15 protein-coding genes are annotated in these 15,742 nt (G+C 50.8%); 10 read left to right on the forward strand and 5 right to left on the reverse strand.

Features of this window, described 5'->3' with window-relative positions:
* Positions 1 to 117: 117 nt before the first annotated feature.
* The 6 genes from KD147_RS00310 (at position 118) to KD147_RS00335 (ending at position 4,157) form a co-directional block, all read left to right on the forward strand.
* Complete coding sequence (locus tag KD147_RS00310; RefSeq protein ID WP_212546521.1) at positions 118 to 495, forward strand: MmcQ/YjbR family DNA-binding protein; 378 nt, start codon at positions 118 to 120, stop codon at positions 493 to 495.
* A complete protein-coding gene (locus KD147_RS00315) occupies positions 495 to 1,109 on the forward strand; it encodes a dienelactone hydrolase family protein (RefSeq protein WP_212546522.1) in 615 nt (204 codons plus the stop codon). The genes KD147_RS00310 and KD147_RS00315 overlap by 1 nt, the downstream gene beginning before the upstream one ends.
* Before the next feature lie 104 nt (positions 1,110 to 1,213).
* Positions 1,214 to 1,816 carry a YqaA family protein gene (locus KD147_RS00320; RefSeq protein WP_212546523.1) on the forward strand — a complete coding sequence of 201 codons (603 nt, stop codon included), beginning with the start codon at positions 1,214 to 1,216 and terminating at the stop codon, positions 1,814 to 1,816.
* Positions 1,817 to 1,993: 177 nt separating this feature from the next.
* Complete coding sequence (locus KD147_RS00325) at positions 1,994 to 2,686, forward strand: LiaF domain-containing protein (RefSeq protein WP_212546524.1); 693 nt, start codon at positions 1,994 to 1,996, stop codon at positions 2,684 to 2,686.
* 174 nt (positions 2,687 to 2,860) lie between these two features.
* A complete protein-coding gene (locus tag KD147_RS00330; protein ID WP_212546525.1) occupies positions 2,861 to 3,529 on the forward strand; it encodes a sulfotransferase family protein in 669 nt (222 codons plus the stop codon).
* A 55-nt stretch (positions 3,530 to 3,584) separates the two neighbouring features.
* Complete coding sequence (locus KD147_RS00335; RefSeq protein WP_105255241.1) at positions 3,585 to 4,157, forward strand: MiaE family protein; 573 nt, start codon at positions 3,585 to 3,587, stop codon at positions 4,155 to 4,157.
* A 45-nt stretch (positions 4,158 to 4,202) separates the two neighbouring features.
* On the opposite strand, the gene KD147_RS00340 is transcribed toward KD147_RS00335, so the two are convergent.
* Together KD147_RS00340 and KD147_RS00345 are read right to left on the reverse strand one after the other, a co-directional pair.
* Complete coding sequence (locus KD147_RS00340; RefSeq protein ID WP_105255242.1) at positions 4,203 to 4,754, reverse strand: HdeD family acid-resistance protein; 552 nt, start codon at positions 4,752 to 4,754, stop codon at positions 4,203 to 4,205.
* 9 nt (positions 4,755 to 4,763) lie between these two features.
* A complete protein-coding gene (locus KD147_RS00345; protein ID WP_105255243.1) occupies positions 4,764 to 6,065 on the reverse strand; it encodes a Xaa-Pro dipeptidase in 1,302 nt (433 codons plus the stop codon).
* A gap of 134 nt (positions 6,066 to 6,199) precedes the next feature.
* On the opposite strand from KD147_RS00345, the gene KD147_RS00350 reads away from it, so the two are divergent.
* From KD147_RS00350 to KD147_RS00365, 4 genes are all read left to right on the forward strand, one after another.
* Complete coding sequence (locus KD147_RS00350; protein ID WP_212546526.1) at positions 6,200 to 7,804, forward strand: mechanosensitive ion channel family protein; 1,605 nt, start codon at positions 6,200 to 6,202, stop codon at positions 7,802 to 7,804.
* 384 nt (positions 7,805 to 8,188) lie between these two features.
* Positions 8,189 to 10,480, forward strand: a complete 2,292-nt coding sequence (locus KD147_RS00355) for a TonB-dependent receptor (RefSeq protein ID WP_105190170.1) — start codon at positions 8,189 to 8,191, stop codon at positions 10,478 to 10,480.
* Between the two features lie 112 nt (positions 10,481 to 10,592).
* Positions 10,593 to 10,883 carry a hypothetical protein gene (locus KD147_RS00360; protein ID WP_105190169.1) on the forward strand — a complete coding sequence of 97 codons (291 nt, stop codon included), beginning with the start codon at positions 10,593 to 10,595 and terminating at the stop codon, positions 10,881 to 10,883.
* Positions 10,884 to 10,931: 48 nt separating this feature from the next.
* Complete coding sequence (locus KD147_RS00365; RefSeq protein ID WP_212546527.1) at positions 10,932 to 11,585, forward strand: HAD family hydrolase; 654 nt, start codon at positions 10,932 to 10,934, stop codon at positions 11,583 to 11,585.
* A gap of 20 nt (positions 11,586 to 11,605) precedes the next feature.
* On the opposite strand, the gene KD147_RS00370 is transcribed toward KD147_RS00365, so the two are convergent.
* The 3 genes from KD147_RS00370 to KD147_RS00380 all read right to left on the reverse strand — a co-directional run bounded on the left by KD147_RS00370 (position 11,606) and on the right by KD147_RS00380 (position 15,633).
* A complete protein-coding gene (locus tag KD147_RS00370) occupies positions 11,606 to 12,244 on the reverse strand; it encodes a LysE family translocator (protein ID WP_212547024.1) in 639 nt (212 codons plus the stop codon).
* Positions 12,245 to 12,344: 100 nt separating this feature from the next.
* Positions 12,345 to 14,159 (reverse strand): S8 family serine peptidase, encoded by a 1,815-nt coding sequence (locus KD147_RS00375; RefSeq protein ID WP_502710214.1) that lies wholly within the window; start codon positions 14,157 to 14,159, stop codon positions 12,345 to 12,347.
* Positions 14,160 to 14,436: 277 nt separating this feature from the next.
* The gene (locus KD147_RS00380) at positions 14,437 to 15,633 is read right to left on the reverse strand and encodes a multidrug effflux MFS transporter (protein WP_349304655.1); all 1,197 of its coding nucleotides are present in this window, start codon (positions 15,631 to 15,633) and stop codon (positions 14,437 to 14,439) included.
* Positions 15,634 to 15,742: the final 109 nt, after the last annotated feature.

Genomic DNA, 15,742 nt, shown 5'->3' on the forward strand with positions numbered 1-15,742 from the left:
CAAGTTCAGGTTTCAGCGATCCCCAAGCGCTAAAATGCGCCTCCTGGGTAAGAAATTAGTAAAAGCGCCCAAGTTTGCCTAAGATAGCGCTCAATACCCCAACGATAAGGTGGCGCCATGGACCACAGTCAGGCCCATAATTATTTGCTCAAAAAGCCACACGCCAAGGTAGAGCAGCCCTTTGGCCCGGGAGTGGATGTCTATAAGGTGGCGGGTAAGATGTTTGCCACCTTAACACTGCGTGCTATTAACGATGGCGCACCGCAATGGCAAATGAACCTCAAGTGTGACCCCGATGAGGCGCAGGCGTTGCGCGATATCTTTAGCGCTGTGCTGCCGGGGTATCATATGGATAAGCGTCTTTGGAATACGGTGATTTTAGACGGCAGCATTCCAACGGGGGAAATTGAGCGCATGATGGATAATTCTTACCTGTTAGTGGTGGCAAAATTGCCAAAAGCCACCCAACAAGAGCTCTTGGCGCGGTTAGGGTAATGACTGAGAGTCTGCCCATGCAGCGTATTATCGTCAGTGATATCTTCGGGCGGACCAGGGCGCTGGAGCGTCTGGCTGCTGAGCTAGGTAATAAGGTGCGTATTATCGACCCCTATGGCGGTGAGCCAATGGCATTTACCAGTGAAGAGCAGGCGTACGACCATTTTATGGCCCATGTGGGGTTGGCGTCTTATCGTCAGCTTTTAAGCGCTCACTTGGGTGGCTTAGCAATGCCAACAAGCCTCATCGGCTTTAGTGTGGGCGCCGCGGCTCTATGGCAACTTGCGTCGCACAAGCGCTTAGACAATATCACAGGTATGTTGTTGTTTTATGGTGGGCAAATTCGCCACCATTTGGCGTTAACCCCATCCATACCTGTCACGCTGGTATTGCCAAAAAGTGAGCCTCATTTCGATATCAACGACCTGGCTCAGGCCTTGTTTGCCAAGGAAAATGTTGAAATCATTTCCACCGAGTTTAATCATGGCTTTATGAACGCCTGTTCGCGGCATTACGCGAAAGAGGCATACCAGAGTTATGTACAAGCCTTGGGTGACATGGGCGCGCAGCATTGCTGGTCACAACTGCGCTTGGGCAGTTGGAACAGCGGCTAAGATACCCTGGTTTAAGCGGTTATTTATATTGCATTGCGTACCCTGTTTGGGATAGTAGAGAGATAGCGCTGACGACGTGGCGCCAGACGATTTTTGGAGAAGTGATGGGGTTGTATGGGCGACTTGTGCAAAAAACACGACAGTGGATCCACTCGCGGCATATGCTGTGGGGCGTGACCCTGGCCTCATTTTTAGAGTCGACCATAGTACCCGTGCCCTTGGAAGCCTTGTTAGTTCCACTGATGCAGGCGCGGCGCGATAAAATTTGGGCTATTGCCCTAGTGGCCACTCTGGGCTGTATGCTTGGTGCCTTATTTGGTTATGCCCTGGGATATTACCTCTTCGATGTGCTGGGTGATTGGCTCATTGACCTGTTTTCCACCCCGGAGCAATTCGCCAATGTTAAAGCGCAAATGCACAGCCAGGGCTTTTGGTTTGTGCTGACCCTAGGCATAGTGCCTATCCCCTTTCAAATTGCCATGCTGGCGGCGGGGGCGACCCATTATTCCCTGTGGCTTTTCTTCCTTGCCACCGCCATTGCCCGCTCGTTACGTTATTTTGGTCTCGCCCTGGTGGTGCATCTCGCTGGCAATCAGGCGGAAAAGGTGATCCGTAAACATAAAATGAAAGGCATCGCCGCTCTGAGTGCGCTGGTGTTGGGCACCTGGTGGCTGGTTAGCAGTTTGTCGACTTCCGGCGTTAATTAAAACGCATATGTAAATTTTGCTAAAAAGTGGTGATAAATACGTAAACTTGGTCATTGCTACCGGCACTTGTTATCAATTTTTGTTTATCTATATGATTTTTATGTGCTTTTAATCTTGGTCTAAAGTTTGCTGTAAAAGTACTAGCCTATATAGGATTACTCTTTAAGGAATTGAATTATGTCGGTACCCGTCGCGGATAGACCCCTAGAGCAGGTTAAAGAAGAAGTCATAGACCAGCTTATACTTAATTACAGCCATGGCGAGCTCTCTGCCGAGGCGTTCGAGCGCCGTTTAGATGCCGCTTACGACAGCACGGATCAAGAATATCTAGTGACCTTGGTTGCCGATCTCCCCTTACAAGCGGATCCACGCTATCAAAGCGAAAAGGCGGCCCGTTTGCGCCCACAATATGGTCGTGGCGATGAGCAACCGATTGGTGAGTCCATCACCACCATTTTAAGCACGGATCACCGTGGCGGCGATTGGGTGGTTCCTAAGGAAATGCAGATAAAAAACGTGCTTGGGACCTTGGAGCTGGACTTTAGTAATGCCATCTTCAGCAACCCGGACGTACATATTCACCTTAACTGCTATTTGGGCTCATGCGAGATTTATGTGCCAGAGGGAGTTGATGTGGTGACTCAAACCACTAATATTATTGCCTCCACTAGCAATCAGCGAGTGGCCTTAGGTCCGCGGGATCAAGACCGCCAACGTCCGCGCATTTTAATCACCGGTCGAAATGTTTTAGGCAGCGTAGAAATTAGCGTAAAAAGAACCATGAAAGAAAAGCTGAAATCCTTTGCCGACAACCTGCGCACCCTGTTCGATGACGGATATGGTAATGATAAAAGTGATAAATATTACTAACTTGTATTTTAGTGGCTATAATTAGCAATGCTGTTTCAAGCAGCTCCCAGGTTGCGGCGGTGTATTTAACCGCCGCTTTTTTTTGCCCGCATAAAAGCACAAGCCCAGGGTCGCATAGATGAAGGGGCATGGTTATAATGGCGCCTTGATTTTTTGGGTGCTGGTTAAGCGCGAATGAATGCAGTAGAGAAAATATTTGTGCTGGGCTTGCCCCGTACCGGCACCACCAGCGTGTGTGTGGCGGCCTTGCAGTTGGGCTTGCCTACGGCACACACCGCCTATACTCAGGCGTGCTTTGAACAGGCGCAGCTAGTGGCCGACACCCCCTGTTTTAGCCATTACCCTGAACTTGCCAGACGCTATCCACATAGCCGCTTCATTCTGCTAGGGCGCGACGAGCAGTCTTGGCTGGCATCCATAAAGCAATTATTAGCGCGCATGAGCGATAACCTGTTATGCACCCATGGCGGATTTAGCCCTTTATTAAAACAAAGCTATGGGCGCGTATTTGCGCCTCTCAATGAGCAAACACTCGCGAACGATGAGCATCTGTTACACTGCTATCGTCGTCACCAGCAGCAGGTACGCGAATATTTCGCAGGCCAGAGCGAGCGCTTATTGTGCCTAAACTTGAGCGAGCCCAACGCCTATCAAACCTTCTGCAGCTTTCTTCAGGTCTCCCCCAAGGAAAGTGCGTTTGCCCACCTCAACAAGGGCAATAAGGTAATGGCCTGGCGCGATATAAAAAGCCCCCTGAAGATCGCTTCGACCCGTAATGGCAAGGTTGATAATCTTGATAGCTGGTGGTTGGGTGAACGGCCATCGACCGTTGAGATGGACTAGCGTGAAGGACGATGGCTGCGTACAATAGCGCCAATTTTAGTTGTTAGTAATCCTTATGTTTGAACTCGAATTTAATACTCCACAACAATGGACCGATGCGGTGCTTGCCGACTTCGATGCCTTTTTACAAGACCACGCCGCCGCCGAGAAAAAAGCCTCGGGTATGGCGCTGTCCATGCTGTCTCACTATCCGGATAAGCGTAAACTGGTGAAGGCCATGACAGACTTGGCACTGGAAGAAATGATCCACTTTAAGCAGGTGGTGAAGCTGCTGACCGAGCGTGACGTTAATCTCGGCGACGATAAAAAAGACCCCTATGTAAACCAGTTGCGCGGCATGTTCCGCCATGGCAAAGAGGTATTCATGCTTGACCGACTCTTGGTGGCTGCGGTGATTGAGGCTCGAGGCCATGAGCGTTTTGCGCTGATTGCCGAAGCGCTGCCGCCGGGTAAGAATAAGGAGTTTTACACCGCCATCGCCAAATCCGAAGAAAAACACAAAAACCTGTTTGTGGAGCTGGCCTATGAGTATTTCGATAAAGAAGAAGTGGATGCCCGCTTGGCCGAGGTGATCACCCGCGAAGCACAAATCTGTGCCTCCTTGCCATATCGCGCCGCGTTACACTAAACACCCATGCCCCGGTGCCCGTTAGGACCACCGGGGACGAATCTATTAAGCCTGTGCCTTATCCAAGGCGCGTAGCTTGAAGCCCAGCCAACATAAGATGATGCCGAAGGCAAAGGCATAAATGGCGACCAGCCAAAGCATGGCAATGATCCCCTGGCCCGGGTTAATGATCAGATAGATGCCAAAGATAATCGACACCACACCGCTTAACAGCAACAAGGTCACTCCCTGCAGGTGTTTAAAAAGCTTGATGGCCGCGGCCATTTCCATCATGCCGATGGCGATGGCCCAAAACGCGATCAAATAGAGCATGATCAAGGCGGTTAGTTGCGGCATGCTGACCGTGACTATGGCCGCTAAAATTCCCAGAATGCCGGCGATCAATGTCAGGTGCCAGTAGGATGAATACTGCTTTTGTTTAAACGCCAGCCATACTCGCGAGCAGCCGTCGAACATAAAAAAGGCGGCAAAGACAAAAATTAAGGCGCCTATGGTCGCTTGCGGTGAAAACCAGGCAACGGCAGCAAAGATAATGGCGATAAATCCTTGGATAACAAAAATTGGCCACTGACCCGTTATTGAAGTATTAATACTCATTATTCGCTCCTATTGTGGCTGTTTATAAACTTGGCCTGCTTTCATAACAAAATCAACCCGCTCCAAGACGCTGATATCTTCCAGTGGATTGCCCTCGACGGCAATAATATCGGCGGCAAAGTCAGTGTTTATCTGGCCTAATTGCTTTTCGGCACGCAAGAGCTTGGCGGCATTGATGGTGGCGCTTTGAATGGCCTCTAAGGGCGTCATTCCAAACTCCACCATGCGAGAGAACTGCTTGGCATTATCACCATGCGGATAGATAGCGGCATCGGTACCAAATACCATATTCAATCCGGCATCCACCGCACGACTAAAGCTTTCTCGCTGACGCTTGGATACCTGGCGCTCTTTATTGAGGTTTTCCTCGGCGACGCCATTTTGCTCACCAAAGGTGAGGGTGTATTCGGTGTTATAGATATCCATCGACAACCAGGTGCCATGCTTTTTCGCGAGTTTTATGCCCTCGTCATCGATAAAGCTGACGTGTTCAACACTATCGACGCCGGCGATAATGGCTGCTTTAATGCCGCTGGTGCCATGGGCGTGGGCCGCTACGGTTAAACCGCGTAAATGAGCTTCTTCCACCAAGGCGTTCATTTCTTCCTGGCTGTACTGCTGTACGCCTACCTTGGTGCCTTTGGAGAAAACGCCGCCGGTGGCGCAAAACTTGATCACGTTGGCCCCGTATTTAATGTTTTCACGCACCTTGGCGCGCACCGCCCAAGGACCATCGGCCACGCCTTCAGCGCGATAATTTAACTCCGGCGGTACCCGGTTGTTGTCGCAGTGTCCCCCCGTGACCCCCAAGGAAGGGCCCGCCGCCCAAATGCGAGGACCGGGCACATCGCCAGCGTCGATGCCATCGCGCAGGGCAATCACGCTGTAGCCGGTGGCACCCACGTTACGCAGCGTGGTAAAGCCGGCGAGCAGGGTTTTATGGGCAAAGTAGGCCGCTTTTATGGCCTTGCGCGGCGCCGAGTCGCTAAAGCGTTGCACCCGCGGCACGGTGGGATCTGAGGTCAGATGCACATGCATGTCCATCAGCCCGGGCAGCAGCATTTTATCGCCCAGGTCGATTAATTGATCCTCGACTTGGAGTTCACTCGGCAGGGCATGGCCTATATCTGTGATCACGCCCTCATCTATGCTAATAACCACATCGTCAATAATCTTGCCATCGGTGACATCCAGCATTTTGCCGGCTTTAACATAGGTGGCGCCATGCGCTGGGCTAAACACAGCCAGAAGAGTCAGGCCGAAGGCGGCACTGATGGCAGTACCCACTAGGTTTTGAAGAGGCTTAAACATGATAATCCCGTAAATAAAAATAGCCGTTTAAATCTAGCAAGTGTCTGCTTTTCTGGCAATTTTTAACGATAAAGCGTGAGCTTTTTACGCTTGCTGACTATGCTAAGTTAAGACCGACGTAAGGATGAGAGACGATGTTGATACGGGTGTGCTTACTGGCCTTGATTGTGGTCAGTGGCTTGTGTGGTGCCACACAAGGCAAGGTAACGGTAAAAGAGATATTGCAACAGCAGCAACCGGAGCGCAGTGAGCAGGAGCAGGCCGAACAAGCTCAAGAGATTGAAGAGGTCATGCTCGATAAACTCCACCGTGAAACCCCCCGTGGTGCCATGCAGGGCTACCTTAACGCCGCCCGGACCCGCGACTTTGCCCTGGCCAGCGACTATTTAGATTTTCGTAACTTGGGCCCCGAGGTATTGGCGCTGGGCAAACCGCAATTGGCGGAGATCCTCTATCTGGTACTGGACCGCACCCTGTGGGTCGATGTGCAAAGCCTCAGTAGCCAGCCGCAAGGAAAAAGCCAGGACCTACTCCCTAGTTATCGCGACCTGGTGGGCGAGCTAAAAACCTCTCAGGGGCCGGTGCAGATCTTATTACAACGAGTGCCAGCCGACAGCGGCGGCGACTACATCTGGAAAATTTCCAATGCCACGGTGGCACAAATCCCCTTATTAAAGGAGCAATACAGTTATTCCCCCAGTGGTGAGTGGCTCTATAAGAATCTCCCAGATTATAGTTTTCTCGGGGTCAAACTCTGGCAATGGGTCTATTACAGCGCCAATTTGCTGGTGTATCTCTTACTGGCCTTTGCCATTACCCGGGTGCTTGCCTTTACCGCCAAGCGTATTAAGCCGGACTTAAGTGCCGAGGCCTGCAGCCTCATCAATGGCCCCTTGTGTTTATTGCTGGGTGTTATACTCGCCCGGAACCTAGCTTCCGACGCCAATTCGACGCTGGCCAGCAAGGCGGTATTTGAAGGGGCGACCTTATTGATCATAGCCTGGACCTGGTTTGCCCTGCGTGCCATTGACGTGGTTCGTTATCGCTTTAGCCAGCGACTGATCCAAAGAGGTAATGAGCAAGCCGTATACTTGCTGCGACCGCTAGGCAACGTCGTGCAAATCGCCGTGGTCATCATGGCATTATTTTTATGGCTGGAAAACCTTGGTTTTAGCGCCACCACCTTGGTGGCCGGGCTGGGTATCGGTGGCTTGGCGGTCGCCCTGGCGGCGCAAAAGTCGGTGGAGAACATCATAGGTGCCATCACCTTATATTCATCGGCGCCGGTGCGGGTGGGGCAGGTATGTCGTTTTGGTGAGCAGGTGGGCACGGTGGAAGAAATAGGCCTTAGGGCAACTCGGGTACGCACGTTAAACCGCACCGTGATCCATGTGCCCAATGCCCGCTTTGTCGATATGGAACTGGAAAATATTTCCGAACGTGAACGTATCGCCTATCGTCCCGAGCTGATCTTGGACAGGAGCACCACTAGTGCGCAAATCTCGGCCCTGCAAGCTGAACTGATAGACATGCTGACACGGCAGCCAGATGTCGCCGATAACCCCTGTCGAGTGCGCTTTACCGGTTTTGTGCCGCGGGGGCTGTGTATCGAAGTGCTTTGCTATATCGAGACCACCGATTTTAATGAGTATTTGACCCGTTGCGAAGCGCTCAACCTGGCTGCTTTATCCTTGCTGCATAAACTGGAGATTGATTTGGCGCCTCCGGAGTATCTTTGAATAGTCTATTTATTAACCATTTAGGTTTGGCGTTGGGCTTTTTATATTTATAAGTTTGGTCGGTATCGCGAAATATTATAATTCGGCTATGCTTAATTTTTGCGCATAAAGGACAAATGTCCTTACTTGCCGATAAAATCTTTAAAAATTCTTGATTGTGTCGGTAAATGAATAGAAATGTTGCAAAAAAATGAAATAAAGCTGAAGTAAAGCTTAATTTAGATGCTATACTTCGCCACCGTAATGTTCAGCCTTTTATTTGTGCTTGTACTCTCAAATTTAAGGTCCGCGTGGAGCACGCGAAAAATTGAGCATTGTGCCAGGTGATAGGGCGCTACATATCTACCAATGAACAAAAGAGTACAAATAAGGGTTAAATCCGACATGAAAGCGATGAAACGTACTGCGCTTGCCAATCTAATAAAAGCAACGCTGTTCTCTGCTGCTGCAGGTACTGCATTCACTTCTACCGCTGCTGAGCAACAAGGCCCGGCCGCGAAAGACAAATCACTTGAAGTTATTCAAATTACAGCTCGTAAACGTGTTGAAAATGCACAGGAAGTTCCTGTAGCCGTTTCTGCACTTCAGGGTGACAGCCTGGATGCGTATAGCGCAGCGGGTATGGACATTCGTTTTATGAATGCCAAGATCCCAAGCTTGTCGATTGAATCTTCATTCGGCCGTTCATTCCCACGTTTTTACGTCCGTGGTCTCGGCAATACCGACTTCGATTTGAACGCTTCACAACCTGTTTCTTTGGTTGTTGACGAAGTGGTGCAAGAAAACGCCATTCTAAAAGGTTTCCCAGTATTTGACGTGGCTCGCGTTGAAGTATTGCGTGGTCCACAGGGTACGCTGTTTGGCCGTAATACCCCGGCGGGTCTAGTGAAGTTCGACACCGTTAAACCAAGTCAGGAATTTGAAGGCTATGGTTCTGTATCATACGGCAGCCGCGGTGCTATCGACTTTGAAGGTGCTGTAGGCGGCGCTTTAACGGATCGCCTGTCAACGCGTGTTTCTGTGCTTTGGCAAGATAAAGACGATTACATCGATAATGTTGCTCCGGGTTTTGAACAAAAAGACGTGCTAGGCGGTTATACCGACCAGGCCGCTCGTATTCAATTCCTTTATGAAGGCGACGAGTTTACCGGTCTATTTAACTACCATGTTCGTGACATGGACGGCACGCCTATTGCGTTTCGTGCCAATGCCATCAAGCCGGGCAGCAACGACCTAGTATCTGGTTTTGACCACGATAAGGTTCAGCACGATGCCGCGTCACGTGCAACTCAACAAGTAGAATCACAAGGTGCCAGCCTGCGCCTAGAGTGGGATCTGGATGAGCACACGATAACCTCGATCACTGGGTGGGAAAGTGCTGAGATCTACTCACGCGCCGATATCGACGGTGGTTACGGTGGTTATGAAATCGACGGCCAAGCAGTGCCAAGCGGCCCTGGCTTTATCCCGTTTACCTCAGAAAGTGCCGATGGTATTCCGGATCACGACCAATATACGCAAGAATTACGCCTTTCAAGTAACTTCTCTGGCGACTTCAACTATCAGGTAGGCTTGTTCTACTTTGATGAAGCCCTGACCATTGAAAACTTCAGCTATGATACGGCCGCTAACGGTGCCCTAAACGGTTATGTACATCAGCAACAAGACACCGAAGCCTGGGCGGTATTCGGCTCGGTTGACTACACAGTGACCGATGATTTCAAAGTGACTGTGGGTCTGCGTTACTCTGACGACGATAAAGAATTCTCGGCCAACCGTACCCTTAGCCCTGTGGGCGGCGGTACCTTGTTCCTGACAGAAAACCCAAGCGACGACCATGTGAGCTGGGATATCTCAACCAACTATAAAGTGACCGACGATATCAACTGGTATGCTCGTATCGCTAACAGCTTCCGCGCCCCAAGTATTCAGGGTCGTATCCTGTTCGGTGACGAAGTAACCGTGGCCGAGTCGGAAACCGTGACTTCGTACGAAACCGGTATCAAATCTGACGTATGGGATGGCCGAGGCCGTATCAATGCCGCTATCTTCTATTACAACATGGACGATCAGCAGTTGACCGCTGTAGGTGGTGGTGCGAACTTTAACCGTCTAGTTAACGCTGACAAAACAACTGGTTATGGTTTTGAGCTGGATACTCAATGGGTACTGACAGACAACCTAAACGCGACGTTCAACCTGAGCTACAACAACACCGAACTGAAAGACAACGACTTGGCAGTTGCTGTGTGTGCTCAGTGTACGGTTACGGATCCAACCTATCAGGTTCCAGGTGCATTTGGTCCTGAAGACCGTGCTATTTTGGACGGTAACAGCCTGCCGCACGCTCCTGAGTGGATTTCTAACCTAACGCTTCGTTACAGCCGTGAAATGGCCGATGGTGAGTTCTTCACCTATGCGGACGTTTCATACCGCAGCGAGATCGACTTCTTCTTATACGAGTCGGTGGAGTTTGAAGGCAAGGCCTTGACCGAAGTGGGTCTGCGTTCGGGTTATGCCTGGGCTGAGGGCGACAACGAATATGAAGTGTCGGCCTTCGTTCGTAACCTATTTGACGAGCAGCAAGCCATTGGCGCCGTTGATTTCAACAACAACACCGCCATGGTGAACGAAGAGCGCTACATTGGCGCCGAGTTCAAGATCAGCTTCTTCTAAGCTAACGATTAAGCACGAAATTCAAAACCCGCCTCCCTGGCGGGTTTTTTCGTTTATATCCTCGCACCTTACTGGTACAGTACAGTTTTTATAGATACATGAGAGCATTTGCATGTCTGGATTTTGGAACTATCGCGTCATCTTGGCGGAAGAGCAGGGCAAAGAGCCGCTTTATCAAATCCACGAAGTGGAATACACAGCTAATGGCAAGGTGAGCAACTGGTCGGAAACCGGTGCCGCCCCTTTCGGCCATGACCTTGACGAACTTAAAGCCGATGCCGAGCGACTAAAAAGCGCTTTTGAAAAGCCGGTACTCAAGGTAGTACGCCAGGCTCGCGGCTATGAGCTGGTTGAGCTGGAAAGCGGTGAGCCAGCCAGCGCCGAGCCACCCACAGCAAGTTAAACCAATTAAAAGCGCCTCAGGGCGCTTTTGTGTTTATGGGGAGGGAGCATGATCAACACCTTATTATTTGATTTTGACGGCACCTTGGTGGACTCCGAGGCGGTGCACTATCGGTGTTGGGAGCGGGTGCTTGCCGATTATGGTATTCGCTATGATCAGACGACGTTCTGTCAGCGCTACGCCGGACGCCCTACGTTGGCCTCGGCCGAGGACATGGTGCGACAACATCAACTACCCGCCAGTGCCCAGGCCCTAGCGGCCAGAAAAAATACCCTTTTTTCCGAGCTGGCGCAAAGTAGTTTGCCGCCGCTGATGGCACACGCCCAACTTACCTTGCAGCAGGCTCATCAAGCGGGTTTTACTTTGGCCTTGGTGACCGGCAGTACCCGTGACGAGGTAGAGCCCATTTTGCAGGGCTATCAGCTGGCATCCCTGTTTAGTTGTATCGTCTGTAAGGATGATGTGCGTAACCCCAAACCGCACCCCGAACCTTACCTGCTAGCGTTAGAACAATTAGCGGTTCCCGCAAGGCAGGGGATAGCGATTGAAGACACAAGTACCGGCTCGCGCTCGGCGAAAGACGCCGGACTAGCGGTGGCGGCCATCCCCAATTGTCATACCCTGGTTCAGGACTTTAGTCATGTGGACAGGCGCTTTGATGACCTACAACAGTTTTATCTTTGGTTGTTGCAGCAAAAATAAAGGCCTGTGAGCGCTTAACTCTAGAGCAGCAGGTTAATGGCCAGCGCTATAAATATCAGCCCGGTGAGCCTGTCTATCCAGAGTTGGGCACTGGGGTTGCGTTTAAAGTAACGCGCAATCTTGTCACCGAAATAGATGTAGGTGCAATCCACAGGAAACGCCAAGATAGGGTAGAGCAGGCCAAAGATAGCCAGTTGAACCGTGGTGGAGGTGTTTAGTGTCGGGTCAACAAACTGGGGAATAAAGGCGATAAAAAAGAGCGCCACCTTGGGGTTGAGGACCTCGGTCATCATCGCCTGAAACAGTGGGCTTTGTTTTTTCAATTGCACATGGGGCTTGTCGTCACAACTATCAGCCACCGTATTTTGCTGCCAGCTTTGCCATAGAGTCATAATGCCGAGATAAGCCAAATAGCAGGCCCCTAAGTATTGCACAGTGGTATAGGCGGTGGTGGAAGCCTTGAGCAAGGCCGATAGGCCGACCACGGCAAACAGGGTATGGGCCACGCCGCCTAAAGCAAAACCCAGAGCACAATGCAATCCGGCGCGGCGGCCATTGGCAAAGGTTTGCGCCATTAAAAAGGCATTGGAAGGCCCTGGGCCGACGGCGATTAAAAAGCTGGCGCCGAGAAAGGACAAGAGGAGTTCGGGGTTAAGCATGATAACGAAAGGTGGCCTGTAAAGCGCACAGGGTAGCAGCTCGGTAAAAAACAATAAAGCGGGCATAAAGCCCGCTTTATCTACTTACTTCTAATTTGGCTTAGAAGCTAACAGTTACAGTTGTTGAACAAACTGAGCTGCCTTGCTCACACACTTGGTAACCGAAGCTACCAGATACCTTACCTAGGCTGTCTGTGTGGGCGTTGTCGTTGGCTGTGGTAGTGATCAGCTGACCGTTACGGTAGATATCTACCATAGAAGTTGCTGCACCGCCCCACGATAGGTCAACGTATGCGTCGCCGCGAGACTTATAACCGTTGGCATCTAGAGTTACGTCAGTACCTGGGTTGCCGCCGTTGCCGCCGTCACCGCCACAGCCGTTAGCCGTTAGGTAAGCATCAGCGTCAGCTGCTTTTACGATACCGTAACCGAAGTATACGTCTTTACCCGCTGCACCTTGGTCATCGGCAGTCGCTTTGAGCGCGTTGCGGATGTCTGTACCAGTACACTCAGGGTGGTTAGACCAAACCAGAGCCGCAATACCAGAAACAGCAGGTGTTGCCATTGAAGTACCGCTCATGTAGCCATAGTCGCTAGCAGAGATAGTAACAGTCGCTGAAGTTGCTGCCATTAGTGCAGTACGGTCTTCAAGGGCTGTGCCTACCGCCGGGATAGAAGTGCTGTTGGTGTCGCCCAGCGTGCCATATAGCATGCCTGGTTCGTTGTTCACGATAATCGCGCCTAGACCACCAGAAGCTTCACAGTTAGCAACCTTGTCGTGGAAAGAGATAACACCACGGTCGATTAGACATACTTTGCCAGCTGCGCCGCTGTCGGTCGCTTCTGCCGTGCCCATGAAGTAAAGATCGCCGGCTGCTGAACCTGTATTTTCCATTGCCGATACTTCTACGCCTACACCATCGGCTGAAGCTGAAGCAAACGCCGCCATACCCGCAGGGTAAGTAGAAAGCGTATCAACACCGCCTGCCGTTACTTCTACACAGATGGTTTCATCTTCGGTCACGTTTTTACCGCGGCCAGAAGTACAGCTTGGGAATTGTGAGAAGGTAGCAATGTTATTATCGGCATCGTTAGCACCGATCATCATTACCGATGGGTAACCCGCAGGGTATGAACGTACGCTGTTGCCATCGTTACCTGCTGCAGCAACAACAAGACCGCCTGCCGCAGTAAAGTTTGCAAATGCATTCGATTCAATGCTGTTTGAACCGCCGCCACCTAGGCTCATGCTGATGATGTTGGCACCCGCCTGTGAACACAGGTTTGTAGCGTGAGCCAGGTCAGATGAATAACCCCAACCTGAAGCGTTGAATACCTTGATGATGTGCATATCAACACCAGGAGCCATACCGACTACACCAATGTTGTTGTCTGCTGCACCGATAGTACCGGCTACGTGTGTACCGTGTGGACCACCGTTGTCGAACCAGTTACCAGTACCTGAATCATTGTCACCGGTAATTGCACCCCAGTTGAAGTCAGGGTTAGATGCATCAAGACCAGAGTCGATAACACATACTTTCATGCCGGCATTGGCGTTGAAAGTAACTTGGTTAGCTTGCGATTGGTAAACAGCATAAGGAGTCAGCTGTTGTGACATTGGATCGCCAAGGTCATCGTTATAAACGCCCATTGGGTAACGGCGCTGGTCCGCTTCTACCAATTTAACGTGTGGGTTGTTAAGTAATCCTTTAACCGTGGCCAAGTCTTTACCAGCGAAAGTCGCTGCGAAGAAGCCATCACTATCCATGTTAACTTCACCACCCAGTTTTTTAGCGAGCGCTTTCACGACGCCTTTCTTATCGTTGTCAACTTGGATGATGTAACGGTCATCAGCAGCCATAGACTGTGTTGCGCCACTTAGAAGTGCTAACGCAACCGCGCTGCGAATCATTGTTTTTTTCATAGAAACCTCAAAGCATTGAAGGGTGTTAACCGTTGTTTAACATTCGTTAACAATCTTACGTGGGTTGTCACAAAGTGCAATAGTATTTTGTTCCTTTTTTTGTACTTTTTTAGAATATTCTGTAGATGGTTTGGGTAATAAAGTTATAAAGAGGCGTCTATCTAGCTAAATTAAAAGAGGATTTAAAATGTGGACTACTATGGGGACAGAAGCCAGCATTGAAAGTTCATTCATAAAACACTGGCTAAAATTGCAACAGTTTGTCTTATTTATGTAACATTCTTCCCTTGCTGCCGAGTAGAATAAGCCAAAATGGCAGCAGCATGGCGATATGCAGGGCGATTAACGCCGGAGCCGTCAGCGGCAGTGATTGGGTTAACAGCACCAAGACTCCTGCTCCGCTCATCTGCATCACGCCAACCAGAGCCGAGGCTGTGCCTGCCTGTTTGGCAAAGGGGGCGAGGGCGGCGCCTGCGGCACTGCCAAGAATAAGCGCATAACCCAGGGCGCCTACGAACATGGGTATCATCAGCGCCGCCGCATGTGGGCTGTGTTGACCCGCCACCAAGGCAATGGCACACACTAGCATCAGGGTTAAACCCAGCCGTAAGGCGCGGCGTGAGCTGCGTTTTATCAGTTGCGGGGCGATAAAGCAGGCCACCATGCTAATGGCACCATTAATGGAAAACCACAGCGTGAAGGTTGGGATATCCTCGCCCAGATGTTCAATGATCCACCCCGGTGCACTGGTGACGAACATTAGAATCGAGCCCATGGTCAGCATGGTGATGCAGCCGTTAAACAGGAAGACGGGGTGGCGCAAAATTGGCGTGAAGCGGCGTAAATCGAAGATATGGCCCTGATAGTGACTATCCTGCGGTCGGGTTTCACGGTAGATAAACCAGGTCGCCAGGGCACCGAACACAGCCCATATCAACATAAAGATAAAATTGCTTTGCCAGTTAAAACGTAGCGTCAGCCAGGCCCCTAAAATGGGCGCCAGGGCAGGGATAAGGCACACCACGCCATTTAAATAGGTCAGTATCTGGCCGCTGCGAGCCGGGCCAAAGACATCGCGCACTATGGCAAACGCGGCAACAAAGGTAGCACAGGCACCGAACCCTTGCAGGGCACGGGCTACCAGCAGCCAATTCAAATCACGGGCCATGGCACCGGCCGCGGCGGCCAGGGCATAAATGACTATGCCGGCAAGGGCGATGGGGCGGCGGCCTATTTTATCGGCCAGGGGGCCGGCAATAAGCTGACCTAAGCCCACGGTGAGCATAAAAATAGCCACCGTTTGCTGTAGTTGCTGTTGTGATACCTGGAAATCATTGGCCATCACCACAAAGGCGGGCAGGTAAATATCGATGGCCAGCGGGCAAAACACCACTAGCATCATTAATACGGCGATCAGAGATTTGCTTGGTTGAGAACTGGATGAAACTGAAGAAGAACTCACGATAATAATACGGCCTAGCTTACAAAGACGTATTGTAAAAATGTCTCCAAATAGATGCCAGCATTAATGTGGAAATGTTTTGTGTGTCTGTCGCGTTTATTCGTAGGTC

The sequence above is a fragment of the Pseudoalteromonas sp. BDTF-M6 genome, from assembly GCF_018334135.1.
Lineage (GTDB): Bacteria > Pseudomonadota > Gammaproteobacteria > Enterobacterales > Alteromonadaceae > Pseudoalteromonas.